Annotated in this window: 14 protein-coding genes; 1 reads left to right on the plus strand and 13 read right to left on the minus strand. The window is 40.3% G+C overall.

The annotated features are described in order from the left end of the window. Positions 1-190: 190 nt before the first annotated feature. Both ACSU6B_RS25495 and gltB read right to left on the minus strand, forming a co-directional pair. Complete coding sequence (locus ACSU6B_RS25495; RefSeq protein ID WP_410889122.1) at positions 191-1,675, minus strand: glutamate synthase subunit beta; 1,485 nt, start codon at positions 1,673-1,675, stop codon at positions 191-193. Positions 1,676-1,678: 3 nt separating this feature from the next. Further along, positions 1,679-6,268, minus strand: coding sequence for a glutamate synthase large subunit (gltB, locus tag ACSU6B_RS25500; RefSeq protein WP_410889123.1), 4,590 nt, complete (start codon positions 6,266-6,268; stop codon positions 1,679-1,681). 278 nt (positions 6,269-6,546) lie between these two features. Here gltB and ACSU6B_RS25505 point away from each other — a divergent pair, with 278 nt between their 5' ends. Further along, a complete protein-coding gene (locus ACSU6B_RS25505) occupies positions 6,547-7,557 on the plus strand; it encodes a DUF3231 family protein (protein ID WP_410889125.1) in 1,011 nt (336 codons plus the stop codon). Positions 7,558-7,673: 116 nt separating this feature from the next. Here the strand turns inward: ACSU6B_RS25505 and ACSU6B_RS25510 are convergent, their stop codons facing one another. From ACSU6B_RS25510 to ACSU6B_RS25560, 11 genes are all read right to left on the minus strand, one after another. Beyond that, positions 7,674-8,453 carry a fumarylacetoacetate hydrolase family protein gene (locus ACSU6B_RS25510; RefSeq protein ID WP_410889127.1) on the minus strand — a complete coding sequence of 260 codons (780 nt, stop codon included), beginning with the start codon at positions 8,451-8,453 and terminating at the stop codon, positions 7,674-7,676. Between the two features lie 236 nt (positions 8,454-8,689). Further along, a complete protein-coding gene (locus tag ACSU6B_RS25515) occupies positions 8,690-9,025 on the minus strand; it encodes a DUF1904 family protein (protein WP_410889129.1) in 336 nt (111 codons plus the stop codon). 69 nt (positions 9,026-9,094) lie between these two features. Continuing rightward, a complete protein-coding gene (locus ACSU6B_RS25520; RefSeq protein WP_410889131.1) occupies positions 9,095-10,180 on the minus strand; it encodes an NAD(P)/FAD-dependent oxidoreductase in 1,086 nt (361 codons plus the stop codon). Then, positions 10,181-10,510: a (2Fe-2S)-binding protein gene (locus ACSU6B_RS25525; protein ID WP_410889133.1), complete on the minus strand. Its 330-nt coding sequence runs from the start codon at positions 10,508-10,510 to the stop codon at positions 10,181-10,183. A 34-nt stretch (positions 10,511-10,544) separates the two neighbouring features. Beyond that, the gene (locus ACSU6B_RS25530) at positions 10,545-11,633 is read right to left on the minus strand and encodes an NAD(P)/FAD-dependent oxidoreductase (protein ID WP_410889134.1); all 1,089 of its coding nucleotides are present in this window, start codon (positions 11,631-11,633) and stop codon (positions 10,545-10,547) included. Beyond that, positions 11,623-11,946, minus strand: coding sequence for a (2Fe-2S)-binding protein (locus ACSU6B_RS25535; RefSeq protein ID WP_410889135.1), 324 nt, complete (start codon positions 11,944-11,946; stop codon positions 11,623-11,625). Before ACSU6B_RS25535 ends, ACSU6B_RS25530 begins: the two co-directional genes overlap by 11 nt. 12 nt (positions 11,947-11,958) lie before the next feature. Then, the gene (locus ACSU6B_RS25540; RefSeq protein WP_410889137.1) at positions 11,959-12,762 is read right to left on the minus strand and encodes an ABC transporter permease; all 804 of its coding nucleotides are present in this window, start codon (positions 12,760-12,762) and stop codon (positions 11,959-11,961) included. Next, positions 12,759-13,679: an ABC transporter permease gene (locus ACSU6B_RS25545; RefSeq protein ID WP_410889139.1), complete on the minus strand. Its 921-nt coding sequence runs from the start codon at positions 13,677-13,679 to the stop codon at positions 12,759-12,761. The genes ACSU6B_RS25540 and ACSU6B_RS25545 overlap by 4 nt, the downstream gene beginning before the upstream one ends. Positions 13,680-13,693: 14 nt before the next feature. Next, the gene (locus tag ACSU6B_RS25550) at positions 13,694-14,752 is read right to left on the minus strand and encodes an ABC transporter ATP-binding protein (protein WP_410889171.1); all 1,059 of its coding nucleotides are present in this window, start codon (positions 14,750-14,752) and stop codon (positions 13,694-13,696) included. 15 nt (positions 14,753-14,767) lie between these two features. Further along, positions 14,768-15,856 carry an ABC transporter substrate-binding protein gene (locus ACSU6B_RS25555; protein ID WP_410889140.1) on the minus strand — a complete coding sequence of 363 codons (1,089 nt, stop codon included), beginning with the start codon at positions 15,854-15,856 and terminating at the stop codon, positions 14,768-14,770. A gap of 184 nt (positions 15,857-16,040) precedes the next feature. After that, positions 16,041-16,757 carry a GntR family transcriptional regulator gene (locus ACSU6B_RS25560; protein WP_410889142.1) on the minus strand — a complete coding sequence of 239 codons (717 nt, stop codon included), beginning with the start codon at positions 16,755-16,757 and terminating at the stop codon, positions 16,041-16,043. Positions 16,758-16,926: the final 169 nt, after the last annotated feature.

The following is a 16,926-nucleotide window of genomic DNA, read 5'->3' on the forward strand; positions in this document are numbered from 1 at the left end:
TAACCTTTAAGTAAAAAGAACAATGATTAAACTGTAAATATACATGGATGTTTACTTTAGAACGAAAAGGATTGAACCCTGTACAATACAGAGTTCAATCCTCAGTAGTTACTTAAAATAAATGTGATTGTTTTTTACCCTTCCCTGGATACTGTTATCAGACATTTTATATCTAATATAATGGATGGTTCTAAGGTAAATTAGTTTCACCCATTAAATATCTGTCACATTCCCTTGCAGCCTCTCTACCTTCATTTATGGCCCAGACAATTAGACTTTGACCTCGACGCATATCACCCGCTGCATAAACTCCTTCGATATTTGTTTTATAGTTTCCATACTCAGCCATTACATTGGTTCGTTCATCTGTTTCGACATTCATTTTTTGAAGGAAGCTTGGCTCTGGACCACTAAATCCGATCGCTAGTAAGACTAACTGAGCAGGCCAGATTTTTTCTGTACCTGGCATCTCTTTTCGAATTCGCTGACCATTTTCATCGGTTGTCGTTTCAACGTTAATGGTGTGAACCTCTTTGACATAACCGTTTTCATCGCCTACAAACTTTTTCGTCATCACGGCATAGGCGCGGGGATCCTCTCCAAAGACAGCCACCGCTTCTTTTTGACCATATTCAACCCGATGAATGACCGGCCATTGCGGCCATGGATTATCATCAGCCCGAACTTCACCCTTTTTCTGATAAATGTCAAACTGTGTTAAGCTTTTGCATTTATGTCTGAGAGCAGTAGCCAAACAATCTACACCTGTATCCCCGCCGCCAATGACAACCACATCTTTATCTTTGGCGGATATATATTCACCGTTCTCAAGGTTAGAATCTAATAAACTTTTTGTATTCGTATGAAGAAAATCCATTGCGTAATGGATGCCTTTTAACTCTCTCCCTTCTACGTTTATATCTCGGTGCTTTGTTGCACCGCCACAAAGAACGATCGCATCAAATTCTGATTGTAACGCAGAAATTGGGTAATCCTTGCCCACCTCTGTATTTGTCATAAACGTAATCCCCTCTGCTTTAAGCAGATTGACTCTCCGCTCAACCACAGAATAAGGAAGCTTCATTTCCGGTATGCCATACGTTAAAAGGCCCCCAACACGATCATGACGTTCAAAAACAGTAACTTGGTGTCCTGCTTTATTAAGCTGGGCAGCACAAGCCAAACCTGCTGGACCAGAGCCAACAACGGCCACCTTTTTATCCGTTCGGGTTTCTGGTGGCTCCGGTTTCACCCACCCTTCCTTAAAGCCTTTACTAATAATTTCTAACTCGATTGACCGGATGGCAACCGGTGGTTCATTAATTCCAAGTACGCAAGCTCCTTCGCACGGAGCCGGACAAGCCAATCCTGTAAATTCAGGAAAGTTATTCATTTTATGTTCTCGTTTTAGGGCTTCTTCCCATTGGCCTTGAAGAACTAAATCATTCCACTCTGGGATCAAGTGATGGACGGGACAACCAGAAGTCATCCCGTTTATGATCGTTCCTGTATGACAAGTGGGAATCCCACAATCCATGCAACGAGCACCTTGTTGTTTTAATTCCTCTTCTTCAAGAGGTAACGTATAAATGTCCCAATCATCCGTTCGTGTTACAGGGTCACGTTCGGGCCTTGGTTGTCGTTCGTAATCCATAAAACCAGTTGGTTTTCCCATCGTTCACCCTCCATCTTTCATCGAATTCACCGCTTTTTTGCTTTCTTCAAATGCCAGGAGTGCTGCTTGAGGTTCATTCAACCCGCCTTCCCGTAAGGTTTTAATTCGCTCTTGCATCTCTAAATAATCTTTCGGAATCACTCGTACAAATTTCTTACTCATATCTGCCCATCTATCTAACACTTTTTTACCATATGGACTATGTGTATACTGAACATGGTTTTCGATTAATTGATAGACTGTTTGGAGTTCTGTCCCATCTTGGATCGAATCAAGATATACTTGCTCTTGATTACATTTCACTCGGAAATCCTTTGTTACATCCAATACATAGGCAACTCCACCTGACATACCAGCTGCGAAGTTTCTCCCGGTTGTTCCTAATACAATGACTTTTCCACCTGTCATGTATTCACAACCATGGTCACCAACACCTTCTACAACCACATTTGCACCACTGTTCCTCACACAAAAGCGCTCTCCAGCAATTCCGCTGATATAGGCTTCGCCTGCAGTTGCCCCGTAAAATGATACGTTTCCGACGATGATATTGTTTTCCCAGACAAAAGTAGCCTTTCGTGAAGGCCGAACAATAATTTTTCCTCCTGATAATCCCTTTCCGATAAAATCATTGGCATCTCCCACTAGTCTCATGGTTAATCCAGGTGGAATAAAGGCACCAAAGCTTTGCCCGGCAGAGCCTGTAAAAGTTAAGCGAATGGTATCCTCAGGTAACCCTTTGGCACCATACCGTTTCGTAATTTCACTGCCTAACATGGTTCCTGCCACTCGGTTAATGTTCCGTATCGATAAAGTCGCCTCTATTGGTTCTTGGTTTTCAAGCGCTTCTTTACATAACGGGATTAATTCTTGTTTGTCTAATGTTTTATCGAGTCCGTGAACCTGTTCAACGGTTGCATAACGACTAACATGTGTAGGCACTTCAGGCTGATAGAGAAGAGCCGATAAGTCAATCCCTTTGGTTTTCCAATGGGTAATGGCTTTATTCGTCTCTAAAACATCTGTCCTTCCGATCATTTCATTTATGGTCCGGAACCCAAGTTCTGCCATGAGTTCCCTCACTTCCATTGCAATGAATCTCATAAAATTAGCAACATGCTCAGGTTCACCCGTAAACTTTTTTCGCAGTTCCGGGTTTTGAGTGGCTACCCCTACTGGACATGTATCAAGATGACATACTCGCATTAAAATACATCCTAGTACGACTAACGGTGCGGTTGAAAATCCGTATTCCTCCGCCCCAAGTAAGGAAGCAATGACAACATCCCGGCCTGTCATCATTTTTCCATCTGTTTCCACAACGATACGGTCACGTAAACGATTTAAGAGCAAGGTTTGATGGGTCTCTGCCAGCCCAATTTCCCAGGGTAACCCAGCATGTTTCAAGCTTGTTCTAGGTGCTGCTCCAGTTCCGCCGTCATATCCGCTAATAAGAACAAGATCTGCTCTCCCTTTAGCAACACCAGCAGCAATGGTTCCTACACCAACTTCTGATACAAGCTTGACACTCACTCTTGCAGAAGGATTTGCATTTTTTAAGTTATGAATTAATTCAGCTAAATCTTCAATGGAATAAATATCATGGTGCGGTGGTGGTGAAATCAAATCTACACCTGGTGTAGAACCTCTAACCTCTGCAATCCATGGATATACTTTTTTTCCCGGAAGATGTCCCCCTTCTCCTGGTTTAGCACCTTGGGCCACCTTAATTTGGATCTCATCGGCGTTTACAAGATAATGACTATTCACACCGAATCGACCAGAAGCAACTTGTTTAATCGCACTACGACGCAGATCGCCATTTGGATCAGGGGTAAATCTGTTAGGGTCTTCTCCCCCTTCTCCAGAGTTACTTTTGGCACCAATTTTGTTCATTGCAATGGCAAGCGCTTCGTGGGCTTCACTACTGATGGAGCCGTAAGACATCGCTCCCGTTTTAAACCGTTTACAAATTTCTTCAATAGACTCCACTTCTTCAATCGGTATCGCTTCTCGTTTTTTAAACGATAGCATGCCTCGAATCGATTGAAGATTATGCTTCGGATCTGTCAGTAAGGATGAATAATCTTTAAACAGCTTGTAATTATTTGTTCGGCAAGCTTGTTGCAAAAGGTGAATCGTCCGAGGATTGTATTGATGATCTTCCCCGTCGTGGCGCCACTGAAAATCATCACCTGTTTCCAATGTCCTCTTCTCACCTCTTGACTCATCAAAGGCTCTTTTATGCCTCATCATCACTTCTTCGGCAATAATATCTAACCCGATTCCGCCTATTCGCGTGGCAGTTCGAGTAAAGTATTTATCAATAACGTCCTTGTCAATTCCGATTGCCTCAAAGATTTGTGCACCACGATAACTCTGAATGGTCGAAATCCCCATTTTCGATAGCACTTTAACGATTCCGTCTGTCGATGCCTTTATGTAAACATCAATCGCATCCTCAACCTGCATTTCACGTATATCATCGATTTCAATCAAACCTCGCAGTGATTCAAATGCTAAATACGGATGAATCGCTTCTGCCCCAAAACCAAGTAATGCTGCGAAATGATGGACCTCTCTAGGTTCTGCTGATTCAAGAATGATACTTACCTTGGAACGAGTCCCTTTTCGGATCAGGTGATGATGCAAGCCAGAAACGGCGAGTAAGGCAGGCAACGCTGCATATTCGGCATTGACTCCGCGATCAGATAAAACGAGTAAGGAAGCCCCATTGTCAATCGCGTTGTCAGCCTTCGAAAATAGATCGTCTAAAATCTGTTCAAAATGAGGAGCTTTAACAGAAAAATTTATTGATAGAGTTTCGCACTTAAAACTTGATTTATACAGCTTGCCTAGCTGACTATTCGTCAAAATCGGGGTTTGAATTTGAATTTGTTTACAGCTCTCAGGCTCAGGTTTGATAAGGTTTCTTTCTGGTCCAATTGTTGTGACTACGGAAGTAATAATTTCCTCTCGAATCGCATCAATTGGCGGATTTGTTACTTGCGCAAACAGCTGTTTGAAATAGTTATAAAGGAGTTGTGGTTTTTTAGATAAGACCGCAAGCGGCGAATCATACCCCATAGATCCAACCGGATCTTTCCCGTCCGTTACCATAGGCTTCAATACTTTATTTAGCTCTTCGTTTGTATACCCAAAGGCAAGTTGTTGTTTCATTCGGTCATCCATAGTAAAAACTTTTTTATGATGGCTCGTTTCAGGCAGGTCATCTATACGAACTAGATGCTTAGCCAACCAATCTTTATATGGTTGTTCAGACGCGATTTCCGTTTTAATTTCTTCATCTGGAATAATTTTGCCCTTTTCTAAATCAACAAGAAGCATTTTTCCAGGGTGAAGTCTGCCTTTATATTCAATATCATCAACAAAAATATCTAAGGCACCTACTTCGGACCCCAAAACAATCATCCCGTCTTTTGTTACATAATACCGGGCAGGCCGCAGCCCATTTCGGTCAAGACATGCTCCTATTTGTTTCCCATCTGTAAATACAATGGCCGCAGGCCCATCCCATGGTTCCATTAAACAGCTATGAAATTCATAGAATGCTTTCTTTTCATCATCCATTGTTACGTCATTTGCCCATGGCTCAGGAATCATCATCATGGCCGTATGAGCTAGTGATCGTCCAGAAAGATGCAGAAATTCAAAACAATTATCAAACATCGAAGAATCGCTGCCATCTGTATCAATGACCGGAAACAGCTTTTGATAATCGTTATCACGAAACAATTCAGATTCACAGAGGGCTTCTCTAGCCTGCATCCATTTAACGTTTCCTTTAATGGTATTAAATTCTCCATTATGGATGGTAAATCGATTGGGATGGGACCTTTCCCAACTTGGAAATGTATTGGTACTAAATCGCGAATGAACAAGGGCTAATGCCGACTTAAAGTCACGGTGATTCAAGTCAATATAAAAGGAATCAAGCTGTTCTGGAATTAACATGCCTTTATACACAATGGTTCTTGATGATAAACTACAAACGTATAGACCTTCTTGATGTTCAAGATCAGAAGGGGAAACTTCGTTTTCTAATCGTTTTCGGATCACATATAATTTTCTTTCGAAATCACTCCTATCTTTAAGGTCGCCAGAAGGAGCGATAAACATTTGACGTATAAACGGTTTTGATTTTTTGGCAAGGTCACCGACATAAGAATCATTAACTGGTACGGTCCTCCAGCCTAGAAATGTCTGTCCTTCCTCTTCTATGACGTTTTTAACTAATTTTTGGACCCTTTTTCTAATCTCTGGGTCCTGAGGTAAAAAGACCATACCAATCCCATACCTCCCTGCTTCAGGGAGTTCAATATTTTCTTTTTCACATTGTTTCTCAAAAAAAGAATGTGGAATTTGGGTCAGAATACCAGCGCCGTCACCCGTGCTAATGTCTGCAGATTGTCCGCCCCTGTGTTCTAAATTACATAAAATCGTTATCGCATGTTCCACGATGTCGTGTGACTTTTTTCCATTTATATTAGCGACCATTCCGATTCCACAAGCTTCATGTTCATATTCAGGCAGATATAAACCTTGTGCACTCGGATACCCAAGCTTTTTCATGACAACATCCCTTCTTACTGAAATTATGATGGGAACGTTAATACCTTTCACATAAAAATAGTGTATACTTTCCATTTCCATTTAATTCTATCTCCAATAAAAGTCGTGCCTGTCAAAGCCCAAGTTATTCGTCATTCGTATTCAAAGTGCTCTTTAGGATGCATAAAAAAACCCTCGTAGATAAAATTTACGAAGGTTTGGTCAGCTCAAATATACATAATTAATTTAACACAGGAGATATTATTGCTAGCGAATAAATAGTTGGAGGAAACAAATTCATGGAAACAAAACATCATATTGATTTAACATCTGCAGAAATGGCAAATCTTTGGACGGCTTACCTAAATGATACGATGATCATTTGTGTTGTTAAATATGCTCTAGCCACCGTTAAAGATACAGAAATTCGTAGCGTTATAGAATTTGCGTTACAGTTATCTCAATCACATGTTCTACAAATAACTACTATATTTAACGAAGAACAAATTCCGATTCCGGATGGATTTAACGAAAATGAGGATCTTAATTTACAAGCCCCTCCTTTATTTACGGATACGTTCTATCTTACATACATTCACAACATGGCCAAAATCGGAATTGAATCATATGGGATGGCTCTAGCTAATTCTTCTCGAACAGACCAAAGTCAATATTTCACCAACTGTCTAACTGAATACACTCAACTATTTAACCAAGCATTACAAGTATTGTTATCAAAGGGAAACCATACGAGATCTCCGCATATTCCAAAACCAAAACAGGTTCAATACGTTCAAAAACAAAGTTATTTAACAGGTTGGTTTGGCAAGCGTAGACCTCTTAATGCAATTGAAATAGCGAATATCTATTTTAGTATGATACGAAATATGTTAGGAGAAGCACTGGTCACGGGATTTAGTCAAGTAGCAAAGTCTCAAGAGGTTCGTAATTTTATGGTAAGAGGGAGAGACATTTCCGCTAAACATATTGAAATTTTCAGCTCTGTATTAAGTGAGGATCACCTGCCTCCAGCTAGTAAATGGGATGCTGAAGCAACTGATTCAACGGTTGCCCCATTTTCCGATAAACTGATGATGTTTCATGTAACAGCGTTAGTTTCGATAGGAATTAGCCATTATGGGGCTAGTCTTGGGACAAGTGCAAGACGCGATTTAGGAGCTCTTTATTCTCGATTAATGGCGGAAATTGTACAATATGCAGAAGATGGAGCCAATATAATGATTGATAACGGTTGGTTAGAGCAACCGCCACAAGCCCCAGATCGGGATCAGTTAGCTAATAAGCAGTGAATGCAATGTCTAGGGAAGGACGAATTGAGAAAATCCTTTGAAGTATTTCATTACCTAGTAAAGAAAAGATCAGCATAAAATGTTTACGTTAATGCTTATTCACTTATTTAGTATGATTAAAATTTAACTTTCTCTTTTGCCAATACAAATGAATTGCTTAATGTCCCAATCTCTTTAATTTTACATTCAATTGTATCTCCAGCACCGACAAACTCTGCTCCAACGGGACTGCCAGTCAGGATGACATCCCCCGGCTGAAGTGTCATCACTTTTGACAGATAGGATACCATTCTTCTGATCGGAATAATCATTAGCTCGGTTGGACTATTTTGCTTCTCCACACCATTCAGTCTTGCTTCCACCTTCACAGCAAATGGATCTAATTCTGTCTCAATAACGGGCCCTAGTGGTGTGAAGGTATCAAAGGACTTACCAATGGTCCAATGCCCGTCCTGATGAAAAAATTGAGGAGCTGTTACATCGTTTCCAACCGTGTATCCGAACACGTAATCCAACACTTCTGATTCAGAAACATTTTTAGCTTCCTTACCAATGACAATAGCTAACTCTGATTCGAACTTCACCTTTTCGATCCCTTCCGGAATGATGATATCTTCCTCAGGCCCAATAACGGAGGATATTGGTTTAAAGAAGAATACAGGAATTTCTGGAAGCTCTGAAGGTCGGTCTTCAAGTTTAGAAACATAGTTTGTTCCAATTCCAATAATTTGGTTTGGCTTTATGGGGGCCAGCAGTGTTACATCAGTTATAGAAAATATTTGTCCTGTATACTCCCAATTATCACCAAAAATATCTCCATTAATTTCTTGTATCGTGTTTTCAGACATCACACCTGTGTAAACGGACGAACCTTTAGTAAATCTAGTAAATTTCATTGCGATACTCCCTCTCAAACAATGTATTCTAGTTCAATCTTCTTTCGAGCCACTTCCGTTTTGATGGCAGCTTCACCTGTTCTGTCAAAGAACCCGGTGTTAATGTTTTAAAAAAATATAATGATGATCCAATTGATTTCAATCATTTGATAAAAATGGCGTGCCCAAACTGATATTAGTTTAGGAACGCCATTTTTTTACTAAAGGTTATTTCTAATAAGTAAAAATCTTTTATGTCACGATGAGGAAAAACTTTTTCCGTTCAGATAATAAGCGGACTCCTGAAATGTACTGAAAGCGACTTCTACTTCTGGAAATTCTAGTGCTTGAATATGTTTGGTTACAATTTTGGCAAATTGGTCTTGAATTTCCTGTCCGCGATCAAACCATTTAACTTCAATTAATGGATGGCAAGGAACTTCATTGCCATCATATACATAGGTAGAATGGACAATTTCTAAGGTGAAATTGTCCGTTCCACATGCACATAAATCTGCCAAATCATGTACTAACGAAGTACTAATCGTTTTAACCTGATCCACTGAAACTCCTCTAATAATTAAATGCGGCATACAAATCCCTCCTTTAACCGTATGATAAATTTTAAATAGATAAAAAACAAAGTTCATAATGACACTAATTTATCTAATGGCCAAATCAAATCTGCTGATGGAATAGCGATCAATTGGAATTGAAGTTTCCCCATCCAGAATTAACTCAGTCATAAGAGTCCCTATTAGCGGCGATAGAGTTACGCCGCTATGCGTTGCTGCCACAAAAAGGTTTTCAATACCCGGGATATTCCCCAGAATGGGAAAACCATCTTCCGGCATGGCTCGAATTCCTGAAAAAGCGCGAACAACCTTTGCTTTTCTTAATTGCGGAACATAGTGGACAGCCATATTAGCCGTTTCTTGAATGACATCCAATGTGGTTGCTCTGTTAAAACCTTCTTCTTCCATTGAATAACCGATTAATACCTCACCATTATAGGCCTGTCTCAAACCGCTGATGGTATAATGTAAAAATGGTTTTAGGGGTTCGGTAACAAGAATCTGGCCTCTTAACTGGTTGACCGGAATGTTGATATCTACTAATTTTCCTAATTCTCTTGACCAGGTGCCACCAGCAAGTATAAGATTCTTACAAACGAACGTTCCCTTTTGTGAGACAACAATGAATTTCCCAGGAAGCTTTTGAATTTCCGCTACTTTATTATAAGTAGAGTAGTGAACTCCATTTTTCTTGGCCGCCCTCATATACATATCGACTAACCGAAAAGGATTGACGTTGCCATCAATGGAACTATACGTAGCCCCTGCAACCTCCGGATTGAGCGATGGTTCCTTTTCTAAGGCCTCTTCACGGGATAAAACCTTAATTTTGATGCCAATTTTTTTGTAGGCCTCTGCAAGCCGTAACGCTTTTTCACGATCGGCTTCATTAAAAAATGGGGAAAGTCCGCCAGTCCGTTTATATTCTACATCGCCAATTTTTTTTGATAAATAAGGATAAAGTTCGGCACTGTACATATTAAACTCTGCATACCAAGAAGGTGTTTTATTATGAACCCATACCCACGCTTGTGTGGAACCTGAAGTTCCCGACAGAGGGAATTTTTGATCCAGTACCAGAATTCCTTCCTTTTTTCGTTCCGAAAGGTGGTAAGCGATGCTGCTTCCGACGACCCCTCCCCCGATAATGATCGTTTCATAACTAGCTTCCATTTATCTCACCTTCCCATCCTCTAGCTCCACCTCATCTAAAACAGATTTCACCGCGGAAAATGAGGTACTATTCGTTGCGAGGGTTTCAAGCTTAATTGGACTTATCGGCATCCTCATACGCGGCAGTGGAATCTCATGAATAGGTATGCCTGTTTTCTCATGAATTATAGTGGCCACTAGGCTATTGCATATTTTTGACTGGCAGGGGCCCATGCCGCAGCGTGTCATTCTTTTAATATCATCAAATCTCTTGGCGCCATTCGAAATAACTTCCTCGATTTCTTCGTAACTGATTTCTTCACATCGACAAATAATCGTGGTTTTATCCAATTTATTCACCTTCTCGTCTCTTAATCTTTTCGAACTAAGAGATAAATTGATCCTTAAGGACGGGATGTTCAAAGTTTTCAATATGCTGATTTCTTGCTTTCCATGTCTCCTGATAAAGCTTCGTCTCCAGGATCTCGAGTTCTTTCCATAGAGACATGGTCTCGACATCGGCCTCTTGCTTACTGATAGCACCTAAGGATTCACAAACACTAACCCCTGCGATCATACCTATCACTAGTAAAGCTCCCTGGGAACTGATTCCGGCAGCGTTCCCTGCTAAAAAAATATCTTCCCGGTCTGTTTGTAAAGATTTGTTGTATTGCGGGATCCAGCCTCCTAGTTCTTTTTGAAAACTGAATGAACAGCCAAGCTGGTAAAAAACATCGAGAATCGGCGAGCGGCCGCCATCAATACAGACGACATCAACGCTTACTGTAAGGATCTGTTCTCCGTTCTCGATATCAATTTCCTCTACCTTACCAATTCCCCTGGCTTCCTTGATGGAGGAATTGACATAAACTGGAATGCCCTTTTTCCGAACCTCTTCCACTTTTTCTTCATCCTGTGCCGTAAAAGTTGGATTTTTTTCGACAATCCCCTTAATCTGTACACCGATCTCAGTAAGCTGGAGGGCAACATCCATCGCAAAGTCACTGGATCCTACGATAACGGCATGTTTACCAGGTATCACAAAATCCCGATTCATTAAGGTTTGGGCTGCACCTATGGTCATGACTCCCGGAAGCGTCCATTTCGGAAAAGCAAGGGCATTTTCAGCCGCACCCGTAGCCACGATGATTTTTTTCGCTTTAAGAGGAAATACATTGACCTCATCCGAAAGACCAACACTTCCATCCTTGTAAAAGCCAATCACACGATGACCTAGCAAACAACGAACCGAGTAATCTTCAACTTGTTTCGTTAAAAGATCGGCCAACTCAAACCCGCGCATAGGCTGATAGGAAGAAGGCAGTGAATGAAGGACTTGGGTCTGTTGAATTAATTGTCCGCCCATTGAAAAAGATTCTTCTACTATGGTTACCTCTAAGCCTCTTGATGCTGTTTCAAAAGCAGCGGTAAGACCTGCGGGACCAGCACCAATAATAAGAACATCAGTCTCCACGGCATTCACTCCTTACGTCTGGATCTCCATCATTCGGATAAATCTTCATGCCTTCTTCGACCTTCGTTATGCATGTTCGTACATGATCCTCTCCATTTACCGTCATATAGCAGCTGCAGCATCTGCCCCTCGAGCAAAACATACCTCTTGGCTGAATTAAATTCCTGCTCACGCCCAATTTTTTTATATCATTGGCCAACAAGGCTGAAGCAACGGATTGGTGTTCATAGGCATCAAGCGGTTCATCTTTAAAGAAGATTGTTACTTGTTTTTGAAGCTGTTCCCCTAATACGGGATGATGTTTAATGTGCATAAAAACACCTTCTTATGAATTTTTCGACTCAAATACTTTTCCTACGCCTAATACTCTTTCGATAACGACCATTAATACGACTGTTAAAAGAATCATGATACTAGAAACAGAGGTGATGATAGGATCATACTGATATTGCATATAGGTATAAATCCGAACTGGCAGCGTTACCACATCGGTACTGACAATAAATAGGGCAACGGTTAAGTCGTCGAAAGAAGTAATGAATGCAAAAATAGCTCCTGCAATCACACCCGATTTAATGATTGGAAGTGTAATTTGAAAAAATACCCTGAGGCTTCCCGCCCCTAGATTCATAGCCGCTTGCTCGATCGTGCGGTCGAAGCCTACTAAACTGGCAACAACCAATCGCATGACAAAGGGGATGGTTAGAATAATATGACCAATAATTAAAGCTGCCGGGCTCGCTGCCAAACCAATCCAGGAAAAAAACTGCAAAAGTGCTACCCCAAATACAACGGAAGGGATCAAGAGAGGTGAACCAACTAATTGCATGATGGCTGTTTTCCCTCTAAATTGATATCTGACAACCGCAATAGAAGCCATCGTTCCGATAATCGTTGATAGGATTGCCGTACCAAAGGCAACGCTAATACTGAGCATAAAGGACTGCATAAATTCAGGATGATTGATTAATTCGACATACCACCTGAACGTGATCCCTTTGGGAGGAAACACGATAAACTCAGTGGTTGTCAAGGAAGACAATAAAACAACGACAATCGGGGCAGACAAAAAGATGTAAACGAGCAGACAAAAGAAATTTAAGCCGAATTTTGGTAATGCCTTCCTCATTGAATGGCCACCCCTTTTTTGGAACTAGTAAGCAATTTGCTATAAATAATAATAGTAATAGTGGCAATAAAGATTAATAGGAACCCAATGGCCGACCCATAAGGCCAATTCAGCATCACCGCAACCTGTTCATATGTAAGGAACGACATCACTTTTACCTGAGGTCCCCCTAAAATCGCAGGAGTGACAAAGGAACTTACTCCTAAACTGAACACCATAACGGAACCAGCAAATATTCCAGGAAGCGTTAAGGGCAAAATGATTGAAAAAAAAGTTCGAATCGAGCTGGCCCCTAGATTTTGTGAAGCTCGAATCACAGAAGGGTCAATTCTTTCAAGCGAACCCATAATACTTAACACCATATAAGGGAATAACACGTGCACCATTCCTATGACCACGCTAAACTCCGTATAGAGCAAGGTTAACGGTTTATCAATCAACCCAAGATTCATTAACGTATGATTGACCACTCCATTATTCGATAACAAAATGACCCAGCCATAACACCGGATCACCATGCTGATTAACAGTGGTGACAAAACTAAAAGGGTTAAATAATTTTTGATCCTTCCCTTTGCTTTTGCAATTTGATAGGCTACTGGGAACGAAATAACAATCGCAGCCAGAGTAGTAATCAAGGCTATTTTTACTGTCCGCCATACAACCCCAAGATAAAATTTATCTGAAATAAATTTAAGATAATTCTGGAACGTCCAGTCATGGCCAATCCCGCTTGCTGCGTCAAAAGTCTTAAAGCTTGTGATAAAAAGGAAGAACAATGGAAGCAAAAAGAAGAAAATAAAGATTCCAAGGGTCGGAAGTAATAAAAGCAAATAATCAAGCTTTTTTTTCGTTAGATTCTTTTTTTTCTCCCTGATTAGCAGTTCCTTTTCCTGATACGCTGTTTCAGCCTGCATTGGATCAAGTCACCTCACTTTTTGGTAGCTAATAAATCCTCAGGATTCCATTTAATACATACATGTTTCCCCTCTTGAACCAGATCAGGATTTAACGCAACATTGGAAATATCAGCAATGAATTGTTTCTCCTTGTTTACTAAAATGTACCGGGTTTTCGCACCCAAAAACATTTTCCTTTCCACGTTAACCTGAAGACCCTCACTATTTTCTATCGAAATTTGTATTTTTTCAGGTCGAATATAAAAGTCAATCACCGAATCCTTCGGCTGGTGAACCGATAGAACCTGCTCATAGCCGTCCAAAGACACTAAGCATTGATTATCACTCAGTGCCTCGAGCACCTGACCTTGAATCTGGTTTACTTCGCCAATAAACCTAGAGACGAAATCAGTCTGAGGGTGGTTGTAAATGGCCACTGGAGTATCGACCTGTTCAATTCTGCCTTCATACATAACCGCTATTCTGTCTGAAATCGCAAGTGCCTCTTCCTGATCATGGGTTACAAAAATGGTGGTAATCCCAACCTTTTTTTGAATATCCACGATTTCTTCACGCATTTCTTGACGGAGTTTGGCGTCCAAATTGCTTAATGGTTCATCAAGAAGCAAAACTTTCGGCTTAATCACGAGTGCTCTTGCTAGTGAAACACGCTGCTGCTGACCACCGGACAGCTCCTTTGGATAGCGTTTTTCATAGCCTGCCAGCCGGACCATCTCAAGCGCTTCTGTAACACGGGTATGAATCTCGCTTTTACTAACCTTGCGAAGCTTTAAACCATAGGCAACATTATCAAATACGGTCATGTGGGGAAAGAGAGCATAGTTTTGAAAAACCATGCCCATTTCTCTTTTATTAGGAGGAAGCAGGTGAACAGGCTTCCCGTCCACCACGATTCTTCCGCCGTCTACATCTAGAAACCCAGCAATCATATTTAAGGTAGTTGTTTTTCCGCAGCCTGATGGCCCAAGGAAAGAAACAAGCTCACCCTGCTTGATTTCAAGGTTCATCTTTTTTACAACTTCTGTTTTATTAAAGGTTTTTACTACGTTTTCAAGGCATAAATAGCTCATCATTTCACCCCTTCATTAGTGGGTCACTTCAATTTCTTTATTTGCTCTCTCTGTCCATTCAGCTCTCTTTGTATTGACATACTCCCAATCTACTTTAACAAGCTTTGCAATTTCATCTTCACCGTAAACGATTTTCTTGGTAATATCCCCATCTAGTTTCACGTTTTTATTGACAGGACCGTCAAATAAAGCGTTTGCAAATTCCACTTGGGTATCTTCACTTAAAATAAAATTAACAAACTTTTGGGCCAGCTCTTCATTTGGAGCGCCTTTTACCACACTAACCGTTGCCATAAGGGCAGGGGCACCCTCCTCTGGTATTACATACTCAATTGGGAATCCTGTATCTTGCAGGGTGTACACGCGGCTGCTTCCCCACGCACTTGCAACTGTTTGACCTTGTAAGAAGTAGTTAGAAACATCAGCGGTTTTATCAAATGTCACTGCGTTTTTAGCAATTTCCTTCATTTTTTCAAATCCAGGTTCAATATCCTGCGCGCTTCCGCCGTTTGCTATAGCTGACATGAGAAGCATATGCACTCCGTACGTATTGGCAATGGATGGCAGAACTAATTTATCTTTAAACTTAGGATCTGCTAAGTCATTCCAGGATTTAACCGGCTCCCAGCCATTTTGTTTAAAGGTATCTTTGTTATAAGCTAATCCCGTCGTAATAATTCCAAAACCAACTCCGATCTTGTCCTTATCTTTGGCAATATCATAGACATCTTTCAGGTTTGTCACAATACTCTCATCTAATGGTGCTAGTAAACCAAAAGATTTTGCCTGAGCCTGCGGTCCATCATCCATGAAAGCGACATCGATTTGCGGCTTATCCTTTTGTGCCTGAAGTTTTGACAGTGTATCAACAGAACTTCCAGTAATATACTTCACTTTCACACCGTATTCCTTTTCAAACTTTGGAATAAGTGTCTCTTTCATCTTTTTTTCATAGCTTCCACCATAGGCAGCAAATACTAATGTTTTTCCGCCTTCACCTGCTGATTTTTCAGACGAATTGCCCGTTTGGCTGCTGCACGCAGAAATAATACCCAGAACAAGAATAATTAATAGAGCTAACGACACGTTTCTTTTTTTCATCATTACTCCTCCTCAAATATAGATATCTCTTATATGCGGCAATACTTTAGCTACTCGACTTTCCTCCCTTTCCTTTTAAATTATTTTAGTAATCATTGATGTAATGTTTTAAATTTTCAGATAAGCGCTTTCAAAAAAATATAATATTATAATCTATTAAGTTATAATATTATATTTTTATTCTTATCTAAAAATGAATCTCAGTATAATAGGTAACTTGATCATGGCGTACATAAAATTTGGAGTATTCAATTACCTTTCCCTGCTTGGTATACGTAAACCTCTCCCATTCAAACACAGGCGTACCTGGTTCAACCTGAAGCCATTCTGCCATTTCACCTAAAGCAATATACGGCTTAATTAATAGCCTAGCCCTTCCTAACAAAATATGAAACTTATTTCTCAGAATATTGTAGATAAGTTCATTATTTATATCATTTGGCGTCAGGCCAGGACATTGATCATAGGGCAGATACGAGTACTCAAGTGCAACTGGAACATCCTTCTCAATTTTTAAACGCTTGATCTTAATGATTTTTGCTTCAGGCTGCAATTCTAGTTTTTCTGCCACCTCGTTTTCCGCATTTTCAATCGAAAAACCGAGTAATTCATGCGGATGTTCCTCTTCTTCTGTTGTTTTGGAGAAGAACACATTAATATCTTGTTCATTCGTGGAACCCGCTACAAAAGTACCTTTCCCTCTTTGCCGGTAAAGATACCCTTTGTTTACCAATTCAATGACCGCCCGTTTGACCGTAATGGTACTCACATCAAACAGATCAGCTAATTCCTGTTCAGTTGGAAGCTGATAACCTATATCCCACTGCTTGGATTTAATTTTTTCCTCTAATACCAGTTCCACTTGACGATAGAGAGGAACATGATTATGTTTATCTATTTTCATAAAATCACACCTAATTTATAATATTATAACTTTATAACCTTATAGTATATTTACTATTAATACATAATTTACCGTGATTTCCCTCCGTTGTCAATATTTTTTGAATATTTTGTACATTAAAATTTTAATTATGAATGGTTTCCCCGCTCTATTTTAAGATGATTATAAA

Source organism: Neobacillus sp. C211 (assembly GCF_051842875.1).
GTDB lineage: Bacteria > Bacillota > Bacilli > Bacillales > Cytobacillaceae > Neobacillus.